This window comes from Corynebacterium sp. HMSC062A03 (genome assembly GCF_001811145.1).
GTDB classification, from domain to species: Bacteria; Actinomycetota; Actinomycetes; order Mycobacteriales; family Mycobacteriaceae; genus Corynebacterium; species Corynebacterium aurimucosum.
The window spans coordinates 74,521-90,564 of the sequence record NZ_KV803683.1 but is presented as its reverse complement, the minus strand read 5'-3'; the positions used below and the strand labels follow the sequence as shown (position 1 = coordinate 90,564).

16 protein-coding genes are annotated in these 16,044 nt (G+C 59.5%); 8 read left to right on the top strand and 8 right to left on the bottom strand.

Features of this window, described 5'->3' with window-relative positions:
* Positions 1-215: 215 nt before the first annotated feature.
* The 7 genes from HMPREF2781_RS07705 (at position 216) to HMPREF2781_RS07675 (ending at position 8,554) form a co-directional block, all read left to right on the top strand.
* Positions 216-749, top strand: a complete 534-nt coding sequence (locus tag HMPREF2781_RS07705; RefSeq protein WP_070444547.1) for a YceI family protein — start codon at positions 216-218, stop codon at positions 747-749.
* Between the two features lie 267 nt (positions 750-1,016).
* Positions 1,017-2,729, top strand: coding sequence for an ATP-binding protein (locus HMPREF2781_RS07700; RefSeq protein ID WP_070645155.1), 1,713 nt, complete (start codon positions 1,017-1,019; stop codon positions 2,727-2,729).
* A gap of 43 nt (positions 2,730-2,772) precedes the next feature.
* Positions 2,773-5,283, top strand: coding sequence for an aminopeptidase N (gene pepN, locus HMPREF2781_RS07695; protein WP_070645145.1), 2,511 nt, complete (start codon positions 2,773-2,775; stop codon positions 5,281-5,283).
* Between the two features lie 166 nt (positions 5,284-5,449).
* Positions 5,450-5,992, top strand: a complete 543-nt coding sequence (locus tag HMPREF2781_RS07690; protein WP_010188059.1) for a sigma-70 family RNA polymerase sigma factor — start codon at positions 5,450-5,452, stop codon at positions 5,990-5,992.
* Between the two features lie 54 nt (positions 5,993-6,046).
* Positions 6,047-6,973, top strand: a complete 927-nt coding sequence (gene trxB, locus HMPREF2781_RS07685; RefSeq protein WP_070444543.1) for a thioredoxin-disulfide reductase — start codon at positions 6,047-6,049, stop codon at positions 6,971-6,973.
* Between the two features lie 7 nt (positions 6,974-6,980).
* Positions 6,981-7,304 carry a thioredoxin gene (gene trxA, locus HMPREF2781_RS07680; protein WP_070444541.1) on the top strand — a complete coding sequence of 108 codons (324 nt, stop codon included), beginning with the start codon at positions 6,981-6,983 and terminating at the stop codon, positions 7,302-7,304.
* Between the two features lie 65 nt (positions 7,305-7,369).
* Positions 7,370-8,554, top strand: a complete 1,185-nt coding sequence (locus HMPREF2781_RS07675; protein ID WP_070645142.1) for an N-acetylmuramoyl-L-alanine amidase — start codon at positions 7,370-7,372, stop codon at positions 8,552-8,554.
* A 25-nt stretch (positions 8,555-8,579) separates the two neighbouring features.
* On the opposite strand, the gene HMPREF2781_RS07670 is transcribed toward HMPREF2781_RS07675, so the two are convergent.
* Genes HMPREF2781_RS07670 through rpmH form a run of 8 tightly spaced genes read right to left on the bottom strand, consistent with a single transcriptional unit; the run spans position 8,580 to position 13,516 of the window.
* A complete protein-coding gene (locus tag HMPREF2781_RS07670; RefSeq protein WP_070444537.1) occupies positions 8,580-9,155 on the bottom strand; it encodes a hypothetical protein in 576 nt (191 codons plus the stop codon).
* A gap of 6 nt (positions 9,156-9,161) precedes the next feature.
* A complete protein-coding gene (locus tag HMPREF2781_RS07665; protein ID WP_070444535.1) occupies positions 9,162-10,217 on the bottom strand; it encodes a ParB/RepB/Spo0J family partition protein in 1,056 nt (351 codons plus the stop codon).
* A gap of 6 nt (positions 10,218-10,223) precedes the next feature.
* Positions 10,224-11,072 (bottom strand): ParA family protein, encoded by an 849-nt coding sequence (locus HMPREF2781_RS07660; protein ID WP_070444533.1) that lies wholly within the window; start codon positions 11,070-11,072, stop codon positions 10,224-10,226.
* A gap of 10 nt (positions 11,073-11,082) precedes the next feature.
* Entirely contained in the window at positions 11,083-11,712 is a 630-nt protein-coding gene (gene rsmG, locus HMPREF2781_RS07655; protein WP_070645139.1) for a 16S rRNA (guanine(527)-N(7))-methyltransferase RsmG, read from the bottom strand.
* A gap of 23 nt (positions 11,713-11,735) precedes the next feature.
* Positions 11,736-12,725 (bottom strand): membrane protein insertase YidC, encoded by a 990-nt coding sequence (yidC, locus tag HMPREF2781_RS07650; protein ID WP_070645137.1) that lies wholly within the window; start codon positions 12,723-12,725, stop codon positions 11,736-11,738.
* Positions 12,726-12,734: 9 nt separating this feature from the next.
* Complete coding sequence (gene yidD / locus HMPREF2781_RS12245; RefSeq protein WP_070444526.1) at positions 12,735-13,013, bottom strand: membrane protein insertion efficiency factor YidD; 279 nt, start codon at positions 13,011-13,013, stop codon at positions 12,735-12,737.
* Positions 13,001-13,369 (bottom strand): ribonuclease P protein component, encoded by a 369-nt coding sequence (rnpA, locus tag HMPREF2781_RS07645; protein WP_070645134.1) that lies wholly within the window; start codon positions 13,367-13,369, stop codon positions 13,001-13,003. The genes yidD and rnpA overlap by 13 nt, the downstream gene beginning before the upstream one ends.
* A 3-nt stretch (positions 13,370-13,372) precedes the next feature.
* Positions 13,373-13,516 (bottom strand): 50S ribosomal protein L34, encoded by a 144-nt coding sequence (rpmH, locus tag HMPREF2781_RS07640; RefSeq protein WP_003847033.1) that lies wholly within the window; start codon positions 13,514-13,516, stop codon positions 13,373-13,375.
* Positions 13,517-14,314: 798 nt separating this feature from the next.
* On the opposite strand from rpmH, the gene dnaA reads away from it, so the two are divergent.
* Positions 14,315-15,946: a chromosomal replication initiator protein DnaA gene (gene dnaA, locus HMPREF2781_RS07635; RefSeq protein WP_070444522.1), complete on the top strand. Its 1,632-nt coding sequence runs from the start codon at positions 14,315-14,317 to the stop codon at positions 15,944-15,946.
* Positions 15,947-16,044 lie beyond the last annotated feature (98 nt).

The following is a 16,044-nucleotide window of genomic DNA, read 5'->3' as shown; positions in this document are numbered from 1 at the left end:
CACCTCACGCATTCCCCCAGACCTCGATCCCGAAACTCCCTGCTCGCTGACTCAGACGCACCACGCGCTTGACGACGCCCACCTGCAGGTTTCGGGTTCTAGGTCTGGGGCTTTATTGTTCTTGCGATTTCTTCCCTTTACAGATCAGACACGGAGCGTATAATTATTGTTGTCACATCAACAATCTAGAGAAACCTAGAAGAAACGAGGAACCCATGACTATCACCGCAGGAACCTACACACTGGACGCAGCACACACCACCATCGGCTTCGTCGCCCGCCACGCCATGATCACCAAGGTGCGTGGCAACTTCACCGAGTTCGAGGGCACCCTGAAGGTGGGAGAGAACATTAACGAGTCCGCAGCTACCGCCACGGTGAAGACCGCGTCCATCGATACCAACAACGCCGACCGCGATGCGCACGTGAAGAACGAGGACTTTTTCGACGTTGAGAAGTTCCCGGAGATGACCTTCACCGCAACCAAGTTCGACGTGAACGAGGCAGGCGAGGGCATGGTCACCGGTGACCTCACCATCAAGGGCACCACCAAGTCCGTTGACTTCAAGGTAGAGGAGACGGGCGTGGCCGAGGATCCCTTCGGTAACACCCGCCTGGGCTTCGCGGCTAAGACCTCCATTAACCGCCTCGACTTCGACATCGACTTCAACGCTCCGCTGAAGACCGGCGGCGTGCTGGTCTCCGAGGAGATCAAGATTGAGCTCGAGGTCTCTGCCATCAAGCAGTAAGCCATCAAGCGCGAAACCTCGCCGTAGGAAGTAGTTCTAAGTTGTTGCCCGTAGTGCCCATTCCGGTACTGCGGGCAACAACTTTTTAACAACTAAAGGCCCAAAACCGAGTAATAAACAACTCTGAAACAACTCCCAAACAACTTGAACAACGCTCTGGACTGCATGTTCTAGATTAATTCTGAGTCAGAAGCTGCCATATTAGCCAATAGTTGTTTATTAGTTGTTGCGGAGTTGTTTGAAACAACTCTGCTACACTACGGGACCATGAGAGAGGACGAACTCGAATTCATCATCCAGGCACTGCGCTCGATTGAAGCCGGCGCAACCGCCGATAGCCTGGAATCCGAAATTCTCGATTTTAAAGAGGATCCCGCCGTCCACCCTCGAAATCGCAATCCAGACGCGTCCCTTGTTGAATTCCTCATCGATGAAGCCGTGTGCTTTTCCAATGCCGATAACGGGAACGCTTTCATTGTGCTTGGAGTCGCAGACAAGAAATCTGGACCAGAGGCATTTACAGGCACCCAACGGGAATTGGACTGGCTCATAAGAAAGATCTTTGAAGGAACACAGCCCAACATCCACATCGAAGCAGAGGAGCTGGAGTGGTGCGGAGCCCGGCTCATCGTCTTACGCGTTCCCCGTGGCATCACGCTGTATCAACGCCCAAAGGGACAGGCGAGCAAGCGAGTTGACACTCGCTGCGTACCACTCACCGAGCATCAACGCCGCGCACTCTTCTTTGAACGCGCCAACCCGGATTACACTGCTCACCCCTCCCGGCGAGGGCTTGAGGAACTCGATATGACGGCCGTCGATCAGGCCCGACACCTCCTAGCCCAAGCGAGGGCAATGTCCGGTTCCCAGGAGCCTGTTCCCGCGACGGCCCGCAAACTCTTGGGAGAATTAGGACTGCTGGATGGCTCACTAAAGCCCACATACGCGGCCGAAATCCTTTTCATGCCTCCGGTATCCCAGCAGGTTACAGTTCGGCACCTCCTCCGTCTTGTCCCTGGCGGTGAGCCGAGAACAACAGAAATCTCTGCGCCCCTCATCACCACATACTTGCGGTTGAAAGAGCTAATTCGAGTCAATGCCCAGCAAGAAGTGGAGCGGATCGCCCTTGCCACGGGTCAAGAAGTATCGATCAAGGCTTTCCCAGACACCGCTGTCGACGAGCTTGTCTCTAATGCCTTAGCCCATCGCGACTGGGACGCATCGGCTGCAGTAGTCATCGACCAATCTCCCATAGCCTTCTCTGTATGGTCTCCCGGTGGTCTTCCCACAGGTGTACAACGCGATCGGGTTCTCACAACACAATCAATTCCCCGAAATCCCCGCCTTATGACGGCGTTAAGGATGCTGGGGTTAGCAGAGGAATCCTCCCGTGGATTCGACCGCATGTGGGCATCCATGCTGTCGAGTGGTCGCCATATTCCGGAACTTCGCGCCGAGGAATCCTTCGTCGAAGTTACTTTGTCCTCTGGGCGCGTTGACACCGCGTTCGTTAAGTCCTTGACCGAACTCAAAGGTGCTTTCGGCGCTGAGCCTTTCGACAGCGTCAATGGTCTCATCATTGCCCGTCACCTTATGGACAACCAGATCCTGCTGTGTCACACTGCTGCCCAACTCATGCAAGTCAGCGAAGATCAGGCTGCAGACACCCTACGGTGGTATGAGAGCCTCGGTTTCGTAGAACAACTACGTGAAGCGCGAGAGTGGATACTTACCACCAAGGCACGATCACTGATGGGGCTTCACATAGAGGGACACATTGCAGCAACGTCCGTTCAGGATTGGATCCTGGCTCAACTCAAAGAAGGAGCTGCGCTGAATACGCGTAAAGTCGCCGAAGAACTGGGAGTAGACCGGGCAATTGTCACAGGAATACTGCGCCACCTAAGAACTATAGGCCAAGCGCGCATCGATCCTGATGGCCCACAGCGCGGCCCCAACACGCGGTGGATTCTTTCATGACCACCCTGTGATACACACCGCAGCGAGGTTTAAGATGTAGCGCATGACTACCGCAAACCTCACCCATGCAGAAGCTTCCGCCCGCAGCGCCGCGCTGCGTTTGAGCACCTACGAGCTGCACCTCGACGTCACGAGTGCGCCAACCGACGCCGACTCTTACGAGGTCACCTCGCGCATTACGTTCACCACCACCGAGCACGAGACCTTCGTGGATTACTTGGGCAAGGCCGTGCATACAGTGCACGTCAACGGCGAGGAGGTGGAGAACACCTTCGACGGCGGACGGGTTTACCTGAGCAACCTTCCAGTGGGGGAGGAGCTCACCGTGGAGATCACCGGCTCCTCCTATTACTCCCGCACTGGCCAGGGTCTGCACCGCATGCACGACCAGGCCGATGACACCACCTACCTCTACTCGCACCTCGAGCCATCTGATGCCCGCCGCATCTTCCCCTGCTTTGACCAGCCGGATCTCAAGGCCAGCTACGAGGTGCACCTCACCGGCCCGGAAGGCTGGCAGCTGCTCAGTAACCAACCGGAGGTCAGCCGCGAGAAGACCGAGGGTGGGGAAGTAGCGCACTTTGCCCCGACCCCGCTGCTGTCGACGTACTTGACGGCGTTTGCGGCGGGGCCGTACGTCGCCAAGCACAGCACTTGGACTGCACCCGATGACTCCCTCACCGTGGAATTGCGCGCCTTCGCCCGCGCCTCCATGGCGGAGTACCTGGATGATGAAATCCTGCAGGTCACCGCACAAGGCATGGACTTCTTCCACAACAACTTTGGCTATCCCTACCCGTGGGGCAAGTATGATTCCATCTTCGTTCCGGAGTACAACCTGGGTGCCATGGAGAACCCCGGCCTCGTAACCTTTACGGAGCATTACCTCTTCCGTTCCGCCGCCACCCGCGCGCAGCATGCCGGGCGCACGAATACGATCCTGCACGAGATGTCGCACATGTGGTTCGGTGACCTGGTCACGCCGCAGTGGTGGGATGACCTGTGGCTCAAGGAATCCTTCGCGGAGTTCATGGGCGCGGATTCCTCAGTCCACGCCACCGACTACACCGAGGCATGGGTCAACTTCGCCGGCCAGCGAAAGAACTGGGCCTACCTGCAGGATCAGTTGCCCACCACACACCCGATCAAGGCCGAGATCCCGGACGTGGATGCCGCGCGTCAGAACTTCGACGGCATTACGTATGCCAAGGGTGCTGCAGTGCTCAAGCAGCTGGTGCACTACGTGGGCCGGGAGAATTTCTATGCCGGCGCGCGTGACTACTTCCAGGAGCACGCCTTTGCTGTCGCCACCTTCGAGGATCTCCTTAAGGCCCTGAAGAAGCACACCGACCGCGACCTCGACGCTTGGTCCACAGCCTGGCTGCGCACGTGGGGCCCGGATACGCTGACCCCGGAGTTACACGCGGACGGCGATAGGATTCACGAGTTAGCTATCGCTGTCGAGGCGGAGGACACCACGCGCCCGCACCGCCTCAACGTGGCGCTGTTCGATAACTCGCTGAAGAAGTACGCCACCCTCGACGTCGATCTGGAGGGCGAGCGCACTATCCTCGACGAGGCTTCTGGGCTTCAGGCACCGGCGTTGTTGCTGCTGAACGACGGCGACCACACCTACGCCAAGGTCCGCTTCGATGAGACCTCCTTGAAGACCATTCGCGCGCGCTTGTCTGAAGTTCCGGATGAGCTCTCCCGAGCGGTCATCTGGACCTCCCTGTGGAACCTCACCCGCGATGGCGAGTGGCCGGTGCGCTCCTACCTCGACACCGTGCTGAAGCACGCTCCGGCGGAGTCCAACCCGACGCTTCTGACCACGGCCTTTGCCAATGCCCGCTATGCCATCGACCACTTCGTTAGCCAGGAAGAACGCGAGGAGATTCGCTCCGATTATGCCGAGCGGCTGTGGGAGGTGCTGCAAGACGCCCCGGCTGGTTCCGACGCGCAGCTCACCTTCGCCCGAGCCGCCATTCAGGCGCTCGCGGCCACCCCGGAGGAATCCGGCACGCAGCGCCTGCGTGCGCTTTACGACGACTCCCTCGACGGCCTCGCCCTCGACCCGGATATTCGCTGGGCCATCCTCCGCGCCTTGGCCGCCCGCGATGCCATCAGCACCGAGGAGCTGGAGGCTGAGAAGGAGCGCGATAACACGCTCACCGGTGCCGCCGCCTACCTAGGCGCCTCCCACGCCTTCCCATCTGCCGAGCTCAAGCGCGAAGTCTTTGACCTCGTGCGCACGCCGGGCACGTACTCCAACGCGGAGGTGGATTCCCTGCTCGCAGCGTTCAACGCACCGCGCTCAGCCCACCTCACCGAAGCCTTTGCCCAGGAGTATTTCGATTCTCTGGCGAAGCTCTGGACGGAGCATCCCATCGAGATTGCCAACCGCCTCGTGCGCGGTCTTTACCCAGATCTCGCGATGGCCGACGCCGCCACCAGCGAATTCCTGAGCAAAGATCGTCCGCGCGCGCTGCGCCGCGTGCTGCTGGAATGCCAGGATGCACTGCGTCGTGCGTACCGTGTCCGTGCCGTGCAGTAAGCACGGCACGTTAAACGCGGCACGTGAGACGCTTCGCGTAGCGGATAGCAGAATCTTCCCGTAAACTCGCAACCACATCAACGGGGGGACAATCACAAACCATCGGCTTCGGCCGGGGACTGTGTTGACCCACTTGTCATTGCTCAAGTTTCCGGGGGGATTCTTAGTGTCAGCACAGCCGACCGATCGTGAACTCGTCGACGCCTTCATTGGTGGAGATACCAAGGCCTTTTCGGCAATCGTCGAAAAGCACCGCGCGCGCCTGACCGCCATGGCGCGACGCTATACGCGCAACGATGATGATGCGCAGGACATTGTGCAGGAGGCCCTGCTCAAGGCCAGCTGCAACATGGCCTCCTACCGGCACGATGCCACCCTGAGCACATGGCTGCACCGGCTGGTAATGAACTCCGGCTATGACTTCCTCAACCATCGATCGAACCGGGAGAACGCTTCCCTGGACGCGGAAATCATTGAGGATGACCGCAACTATGCACTCGCGCATAACCCCAGCGAGAACCTGGCGGAGCGCATCACGGTGGCTCAAGCGATGGAAACCTTGCGCCAGGACCAGCGCGAGGCGCTCTACCTCACCGACGTGGCTGGTTATCCCATCGATACCGTGGCCAAGGTGCAGGGTGTTGCGCCGGGCACGGTGAAGTCGCGCCGAGCCCGGGCTCGGCAAGTGTTGCGTGCGGCGATAGACTGAGGGCGAGTAGAATCTGAGTCTTACTTAAAAAGAATCGTTTCAAGGGAGTTTTTAGTGACTATCCACGATGTCGCCATCGTCGGCTCCGGCCCCGCCGGCTACACCGCAGCGCTCTACGCAGCACGCGCCGAACTCAATCCCATCGTCTTCGAGGGCTTTGAATACGGTGGCGAACTCATGAACACCACCGAGGTGGAGAACTACCCGGGCTTCCAGAAGGGCATCATGGGCCCTGAGCTCATGGAAGAGATGCGCGCTCAAGCCATCCGCTTCGGTGCCGACCTTCGCATGGAAGTTGTAGATTCCATCGAGCTCGAAGGCGAGGTGAAGAAGCTACACGTGGGCGACGAGGTTTATGAAGCCCGCGCTGTCATCCTCGCTACCGGTGCCGCTCCGCGCTACCTGGGTATTCCGGGCGAATCTGAGCTGACCGGCCGCGGCGTGTCGGCGTGTGCCACCTGCGATGGCTTCTTCTTTAAGGACCACAACATCGCCGTCGTCGGCGGTGGCGATTCCGCCATGGAAGAGGCCACCTTCCTCACCAAGTTCGCCGAGACCGTCACCATTATTCACCGCTCGGAGAACTTCCGCGCCTCCAAGATCATGCTGGAGCGCGCCAAGGAGAACCCAAAGATCAAGTGGCTGACCAACACCACCGTCGAGCGCGTCCTGGAGAAGGACGGCAAGGTCGGTGCCCTCGAAGTCAAGAACGTGCTGACCGGTGAGACCAGCGAGCTGGATTTGACCGCCATGTTCGTAGCCATTGGCCACGACCCGCGCTCCGGCTTCCTCAACGGCCAGGTAGAGACCGATGAGGCTGGCTACGTGGTGGTACAGCAGCCCTCCACTAAGACCTCGCTGCCAGGTGTCTTTGCCTGTGGTGACTTGGTGGATGACCACTACCAGCAGGCCATCACCGCTGCGGGCTCCGGCTGCCGCGCGGCCATTGATGCGGAACATTTCCTGGCTGAGAACCGTTAGTAATCACATGAGCAACATTAAAAACGTCACTACTGATTCCTTCCGCGCTGACGTCGTAGAGGCAGGCAAGCCAGTCGTCGTGGACTTCTGGGCCGAATGGTGTGGTCCGTGTAAGAAGCTGTCCCCGATCCTTGAGGAGGTCGCCGAAGAACTCGGTGAGGACGTCTCCGTAGTCAAGGTCAACGTGGATGAAGAACGCACTTTGGGTGCCATGTTCCAGATCATGTCCATCCCATCTGTGCTGATTTTCAAGGACGGCGAGAAGGTCGATGAGTTCGTTGGCTTGCGTTCCAAGGCCGACATCGTGGCGCAGGTAAAGAAACAGCTCTAACTGGTATTCTTTAACTCGTTGTTGGCGCACTGTAGTGCGCCTCCTTGATCACGAAAGGGGTAGGTGTGAACCGCGTTTTACGTGTAGGTGACCAGAGCGTTCGGGTCGCCGAAGCACGCGCAACCCTTGCCCGCCTCGGCCTGATGACTGACTACCAGGGGACGTTGTCCGACTGGAAGAAGCAAAAGTACTCCGAAGCCGATAAGCACTTTGATAGCGAGCTAGCGGAAGTACTTAAGGCCTTCCAGCAATCACGCGGCATTGTGCCCAGCGGCGATATCGATGAACTCACTTTGCGTGAACTGCGCCAAGCCTCCTACACCTTGGGTGCGCGCGTGCTGGCCTATGAGCCTGGCAACGTGCAGGTGGGCGACGATGTCTCCCAGTTGCAGCAACAGCTCCAGGAGCTCGGCTTCTACCAGGAGCGCATCGACGGCAATTTCGGTGCCCGCACCTATGCAGCGCTGGCGGAATACCAATTGAACTCTGGACTGCGCAGTGACGGAATTTGTGGCCCGGAGACCATCAACGCGCTCAACCTACTGGGTCGGCGCATCACCGGCGGATCAGCGCACAACATCCAAGAGCGCGAGCGCGTCCGCAACGCAGGGCCCCAATTGGCCGGCAAGCGCGTTGTCATCGATCCCAGCCTGGGTGGTTTCAACAAGGGCCGTACGGTCAAGGGCCGCTTTGGTGACATCACTGAGGAAGAGATCCTCTGGGATTTGGCCGAGCGAGTTGCTGGCCGCATGATTGCCGCCGGCATGGAGACCATCATCTCCCGCCCGCGTACCGATGATCCCTCTATTCATGATCGCGCCGACATTGCCAATGCCTTTGGCGCTGACTTGGTCATTTCGCTCGCCTGCGACGAGTACCCCACAGAGAAGGCCAATGGCGTAGCCACCTTCTACTTCGGTTCTGAGTCCGGTAACTCCTCGCTCATTGGTGAAACGCTCTCCGGCTTCATCCAGCGAGAGATCGTTGCCCGCACCGAGCTGGGCAACTGCCGCAACCACGGCCGCACGTGGGCGCTGCTGCGCCTGACCCAGATGCCGGTGGTGCAGGTCGTGCTGGGCTACCTAACCAGCCCCAAGGACGTGACTATTCTGACCAACCCGGATCGCCGCGATGACATCGCCGAGGCCATCGTCGTCTCCGTCAAGCGCCTGTACCTTCTTGACGATGACACTGCCGTCACCGGCACCTACCGCTTCGACGAGCTGCTGCGCGCGGAGCGCTCTTCCTAACGGGCTTAGGGGAACCATCCTGTATCTAGGCTAGGGCGCGGGCGAGGAGGTCCTCCACGGCGGCAGCCGTCAGCAGATCGAAAGCTGGGGGCAGCTCGAGTCGCAGGCGCGGGGTAATGGGGTGATCACGCTCCACCCTGAAACCGGCGGATTCCAGCGTTTCCACCGGTAGTAGGCCAATACGGCCGGGCTTAGCCCGCAGGAGATTCTCGGCGGCGCGAGCATCGCGGTAGCCAAAGGCCTCAACGGCGCTAGCTTCGCGGGAGGTGAGGTGCATGATGGTGGCATCGAGAAGCACCGCCTCCAGGCCCTTCGCCGCGCGGTGCGATTTCACGAAAAGCGAGGACACCAGCACGGCGTCCTCCGAGACGGGGGAGGTGGGTAGCTTCGCGGCACCGGGGGCAAGGTCGGGCGGGCAGAAGAACACTGTGGCCTCATCACCCACGGTAAAACCGCACTCGCCACAGCGCAGCAGCGTGGCGCTGATCCATGCTTCCTTCTCGAAAACAGGATCAGCGACCGTGGTCTTCAGCTCCCAGAAGATGGATCGGGCCGCCAAGGGGTTGATGGCAACACCTTCCTTGACGGCCTGAACGAGCATGGTCAGCTAGCTGCTTTCCTTGCCCTCAATGAGGGCCAGAATACGCTCAAAGTCTTCCTGGTCGCCGAATTCGACGACCATCTTGCCTTTGCGCTTGCCCATGGTGACGGTGACCTTGGTGTCGAAGCGATCGGCCAAGCGCTCAGCGGAATCAGTAAAGAATTGCGGCTGCGGGGCGGCAGGTTTCTTGGTTGGCTCGGCCGGCTTGCCGTCACGCTTGTACAGGGTGACGGCTTCCTCCGTGGCGCGTACGGACAGGCCCTCGGCCACAATGCGGTTGGCAATGAGCTCCATGGCTTCAGCATCCGGCAGGCCCAGTAGCGCGCGGGCATGGCCACCGGACAAGGTGCCAGCGGCAACGCGCTTCTGCACATTGACCGGCAGCTTGAGCAAGCGGATCATGTTGGTGACTTGAGGGCGGGAGCGGCCGATGCGATCAGCCAGCTCGTTCTGGGTCACGCCGAATTCTTCCAGCAGCTGCTGGTAGGCGTGAGCCTCTTCCAGCGGGTTGAGCTGTACGCGGTGGATATTCTCCAAAAGCGCGTCCCGCAGGAGGTCATCATCCTTGGTATCGCGCACAATGGCCGGGATGGTGGCCAGGCCCGCCTTGGAGGAGGCACGCCAGCGGCGCTCACCCATGATGAGCTCGAAGCCACCCTCCTCAGCGGGGCGCACAACGACCGGTTGCAGCAGGCCAAACTCCTTGATGGAGTGGACCAGCTCCGCCAGCTCATCCTCGTCGAAGACAGTACGTGGCTGCTTCGGGTTGGGCATGATATCCCCGACGGAGATCTCGCGGTACGTCGCACCAATCACCGAAGGCTTGGCCTGCCGCTTCTTCGAGCCAGAAGACTGCTGGATGGTGGGCGCTCCCTGCACCTTTTTCGGCGCAGATCCGTGAGCCCCGCCTGTCGAAGCGCCAAGGATAATGTCGGCCGCCGAATCCCCCAGGCGCGGTTTGCGGGAGGGCGCACCCGGGCCGGATGGAATGAGCGCGGCTAGGCCCTTGCCTAGGCCGCCCTGGCGCTGCTCCGGCTTCTGCTCTGCCTTCTTATCTGCCACGGTGTCCTATCCTTCCAATTCCGCGAAAATCTCTGGGCTCACGCCAATGGCACCCGTGGTGGGGTGCGGTGTGTAGTCTCCGCGCTTATCCAACTCGCGCGCGGCGGCGGAGTAGGCGCGAGCACCCGTCGACGACGGATCATAAGCGATAACTGTCTTACCATAGCCCGGCGCCTCCGAAACGCGAACGGAGCGCGGGATAACGTTGCCCAAAACGACGGCGCCGAATTGCTCGCGCACCTCATTGGCCACCTGTTCAGCCAGCTTGGTGCGGGCATCGAACATAGTCAGCAGCACGCCGGAAATGTGAAGGTCCTCGTTGAGGTGCTCCCGAATCATGGAAATATTGCCCAGCAGCTGGCCCACGCCCTCCAAGGCGTAGTACTCACACTGGATGGGAATAATAACTTCTTCTGCACACGTCATCGCATTGATGGTGAGCAGGCCTAGAGAAGGTGGGCAGTCGATAAAGACGTACTCAAAGCCGTGCTCCTCGAGGAAGCCGTTGTGCAGAGCGTCATAGAGGCGGAACTCGCGGCGAACTAGGGAGACCATTTCGATCTCTGCACCGGCGAGGTCGATGGTGGCTGGGATGCAGTAAAGGTTCTCATCGTCGGGGGAGTGCTGCATCGCATCCTCCGCGCTGCAGTCCCCCAACAAAACCTCATAGCTGGATTTAGTGCCGGAAGTGTGCTCCGCTCCTACTGCGGTGGAGGCATTGCCCTGCGGGTCCAAGTCGATCACCAGGACCTTCTTGCCGGCCTCAGCGAGCGCGGCGGCAAGGTTGACGGCGGAGGTGGTTTTACCCACGCCACCTTTCTGGTTCGCGATGGTGATAAGACGAGGATGAGTCATGCCGTCTACTTTAGTTCACGCGCGGGACACGGATAATGGTGGTGCCGTGGATGGTCATGACCTCGGCTTTTCCGCCGCCGGCGCGCTTGATATCAGCAGCATCGCGCTCCAGTTCCTCGTAGACAGAGGAACCCTTCAACGCGATCATCTCCCCGCCCTTGCGCACCAGCGGCAGGGACCACTTGGCCAGTTTGCCCAGCGGGGCCACGGCGCGGGAGGTGACGATGTCGGCACTCTTAACGGCCTTCTTGACCGGGCCCTCCTCGGCGCGGCCGCGGATGACGGTGACGTTATCCAGCCCCAGTAGGTCGACGACCTCGTTGAGGTAGGTCGAGCGCTTGAGCAACGGTTCGATGAGGGTGATCTTCAGATCAGGGCGCGCGATAGCGAGCGGGATGCCGGGCAGGCCGGCGCCACTGCCGACGTCGATAAGCGTGGCGCCCTGCGGCATGACTTCGGCGACCACGGCGCAGTTGATGAGATGGCGCTCCCAGAGGCGCGGGACCTCGCGGGGGCCTATAAAACCACGGGTGGACCCGTCCGTAGCCAGCGAATCGTGGTATTTCTGCGCGAGCGGCAGACGCGATCCGAAGACGTCAGACGGGTCCAGTGGCACAGTGTCGGACACAGATTCAGTCACTGTGAAAACTCCTGGGTTAAGTTCTAGTTATTGTTCTTGCGGCGCTGCTTCTTGGAGCGATTGTCCTTCTTGCGAGCACCCGGCTTCGGAGCAGAGGTGCGCTTGAGCTCAGCCTTGGCGGCTGCCTCTTCTTCTTCCTCGCGGTCCATCTTGGCGTAGACGATGCGGGTCTGGAAGAAGGTCCACACGGTGTTGGCCAACATGTAGAAGAGAAGGCCGATGGGCCAGATGAAACCGGAGAACACCAGCATTGCCGGCATAAACCACAGCATCATCTTGTTCATCATGGCCATCTGCTGTTGCATCATCTCCGCATTCTGACCCTGGGGTGCAGCAGTCTTGCCGGCGGCGCGACGCGCCTCCTGGCGGTTGAGCGTCATGCGGGCGTTGAAGTGCGTCAGCGTCGCAATGATGGCGATGAGCGGCACGATGATGACGGCCGCCTGGGCGGTGGTGGTTTCCTTAACAATTTCCAGCCCCGAATTGAGGCGCAGGTTGGCCACCAGCGGCACACCGAAGATCTTGGCATCGACGAACTCCTTCACCAGCGCGGGTTCGAAGATGTAGTTGGCGATGGAGGCGTTCATTTCCTCCGACATGGCGTCACCCGCCGGGTGGCCAATGCCACCGGCGACAGCAACAGTGCGGTCGAAGGAGCGCAGCACGTGGAACAGACCAATGAACATCGGGATCTGCGCGAACATGGGCAGGCAGCCCGCGACCGGGCGCACGCCAGATTCCTTGTAGATGCGCTGCATCTCCTGCGCCGCCTTGGTCTGGTCATTGGCGTACTTGGTGCGCAGTTCCTGGATTTGCGGCTGGATCTCCTGCATCTTTCGGGAGGAGCGCAGCTGCGTGATGGTCGGCTTGACCATGATGGCCTTGAGCGTCCACGTCAGAAGAACGATGGCAATGATCCAGGTTCCGCCCCATGCGGAATCAAGAACGAAGCTCAAGAGCCAATGCCAGAACCACAAGACGGCTGAAATTGGCCAATAGATGAAATTAAGCACGAGAGTTGTTTACCTCAGTTGTTGTTTGGTCGGTACCGGATCAAACCCGCCCGGGTGCCAGGGACCGCACTTGCATAACCTGGCAAGCGCCATGCCCGTCCCCTTGAAGGCTCCATGGATGGAAATGGCTTCGAGGGCATAGGCACTGCACGTCGGTTCAAAACGACAGGTGGAGACCATCTTAAGGCCTGACAAGTGCTTTTGGTAGAAGCGCACCCCGTGAACTAGGACTCTTCCGAAGCCGCGGGCTTCGGGAATCTCCTCACCTTGGGAGTTCAGATATCCCATGTGCGTAGCGCTTTGCGGATATCACGCTCAAGGCGCTCACTGGTGGCATCACCGCTGGCGGGCAAGGCGCGGATAACGATGTCAACATTAGCGGGCAATACGGTCCCGTTGACACCATCGCGCATGAGGGACATGCACACATGACGAAGCCGCCGGGAGGTGCGGTGGCGAACCACGGCATTCCCGACGGCCTTCGACACGATGAGGCCGAACCGCGGCCCAGTGGCCGCGATAGCGTCTTCACCGTCGTTAAAGCGCAAATGCACGACGACAGTGCGCGTGCCCGCCCGGCGCCCGCCCTTGATAGTCCTCCGAAATTGCCTCGGGGATGTGAGCTTGTGCTGGGCTGGAAGCATGAATTAAGCGGTGAGCTTAGCGCGACCCTTCTTGCGACGAGCGGCGACGATAGCGCGGCCTGCGCGGGTGCTCATGCGGGTACGGAAGCCGTGCTTACGGGCACGACGACGGTTGTTCGGCTGGAAGGTACGCTTACCCTTTGCCACGATTAACTCCTTGAAGTTGTTGGTGGATGGCACAGCTTCGCGCCACTGGTGGCGCTGGGCTTAAACATCCACTGATGAATGGTGTACGTGGGGATGAGGCTTCGCACTTTAAGCGCCGTAAGGCGTGGCGAGGCATTCCCACATGCAACATGTGCACCATGCACTGTTGCGATAGACCATCACAGGTTACGTGACAGATAGTGCGCGAAACAAATCGACACACTGGGTGTCCCCGAAATTACAAAGATGTTTTTATCCGCAGCTAGAACGCCACTTTTTGCCCACATGCTGCGCGGCAAGCGCCCCCTCCTGCTGTCCACCCACCGTGCTGGGCTCCACCGTGTCAAGCGCGCATAAAAGCGCGTTAGACAGCGCCCCCATAACGCGGTACAACTGAGGAATCTAATTCCACAGTCACCCACAGGATGTGGATAACTCTCAATCATAACTTGAGACTTTTGCTGTTTACGCAGGTCAACTGCATTAAGGAGCCGATGTAAAGTTATCCACAGCCATGAGATAGGCTGTGGATAAACCACCTATCCACACCTGTGGATAACTTTGTGGAAACCGAGGTTACGCGCTAAAACATCGTGTGGAATCTTCGGTGGAAATCACAAATTTCTTGTGATTTCTCGTTCCGTATCTCTTTCTTATCCATCCGTCCATCCCCGATTCTCACCCAGAGTCACGCAGTAAATATTTGGTTCTCAAGGCCACTTCTTCCCAGAATCAAATAGGTGTAGCCGCCTCTTCGGCAGCACCGCGTGAACTCTAACTACACAGAAGGTAGGCGTTGTGTCCGATCCGCAAGCAGCCCTCCGGGCCAGCTGGAAAGCTGTGGTCAGTGATTTGCTGGCTCAGTCCGAGCAACCAAGCTCGGATGTCCCCAACTTCTCCCATAGCCAGCGCCTCAACCTCCAACTCGTCGAGCCCATCATGATCGGTGATGGCTATGCGTTGATCGCCGCGCCACACGAGAACGCCAAAACTGTCATCGAAACTGAACTAGGGGAATACATCACCCGCGCTCTATCGCAGCACATGGGTCGCCCCTGTTCTTTGGCCGTGACCATTGCGGCACCTCCGCAGCCGGCACCACAGGAAGAGCCTCCAGCACCCGCACCTCAACGCCCTATCCAAACCGAGGCTCCCGAGCACGGCATGGGGCACCAGGCTCAGGCTTTCCAGCAGCCCACGCCGCCCGCTCCAACCTCCCAGCCAGAAACACCAAGCCACCATCAGCCGCGCTCATGGGAGACTGCGCATTCCCCAGCCAGCCTCGATGAATTGGCGCAACACTACAGCGAGCAACAAAGCACCGCACCTAGTGGCTACCCCGAAGCAGCCGGGGCACGGATCCCGCGGGAGGAGCCAGCGCATAACCCGAACCGAGAAAAGTCTCTCAATCCGAAGCACACCTTTGAGAACTTCGTCATCGGTTCCTCCAACCGCTTTGCTAACGGCGCCGCCGTGGCCGTCGCGGAAAACCCCGCGCGCGCCTATAACCCACTCTTTATTTGGGGCGGTTCCGGCCTCGGCAAAACGCACCTGCTGCACGCAGCCGGCAACTACGCCCAGGTCCTGCACCCGGGACTGCGCGTGAAATACGTGTCCTCGGAGGAATTCACCAACGACTACATCAACTCCCTGCGTGATGACCGCCAGGAATCCTTCAAGCGCCGCTACCGCAACCTGGACATCCTCATGGTCGATGACATCCAGTTCCTAGAAGGCAAAGAGTCCACGCAGGAGGAGTTCTTCCACACCTTCAATGCGCTGCACCAGGCCAACAAACAGATCATTTTGTCCTCCGACCGTCCACCGAAGCAGCTGACCACACTGGAGGATCGCCTCCGCACGCGCTTCGAGGGCGGATTGATTACGGATATTCAGCCGCCAGACCTAGAGACGCGCATCGCTATCCTCATGAAGAAGGCCTCCGCGGACGGCACAGACGTCGATCGCTCGGTTCTCGAGCTCATCGCCTCTCGCTTTGAATCTTCGATCCGCGAGCTCGAAGGTGCGCTCATCCGCGTCTCTGCCTATTCCTCTCTGGTCAACGAGCCGATCAGTTTGGAGATGGCGGAGATTGCTCTGCACGATCTGGCCCCGGATTCTGCAGATCGCCAAATCACCGCGGCAGCCATCATCGAGGTGACCGCGGATTACTTCAACATCGACGTGGATACCTTGCGCGGTTCTGGTAAGAAACGCGCCGTGGCTCACGCCCGTCAGCTAGCGATGTATCTGTGTCGCGAACTCACTGAGCTCTCCCTGCCAAAGATTGGTGACCAGTTCGGCGGCAAGGACCACACCACCGTCATCTATGCGGACCGCAAAATCCGTAAGGAGATGACTGAGAACCGGAATACCTACGACGAGATCCAGGCGCTGACCCAGCGCGTGAAGAACCACAACCAGCGTTAGCACCACGCAACGCTTGGCGACGCCCCTCCCACCTTCCCCGCAGCAACCTCCCCCGCGGGTGTGGGCAGGGGCGTCTTTGCGATCCGCCAAAAAGTTAT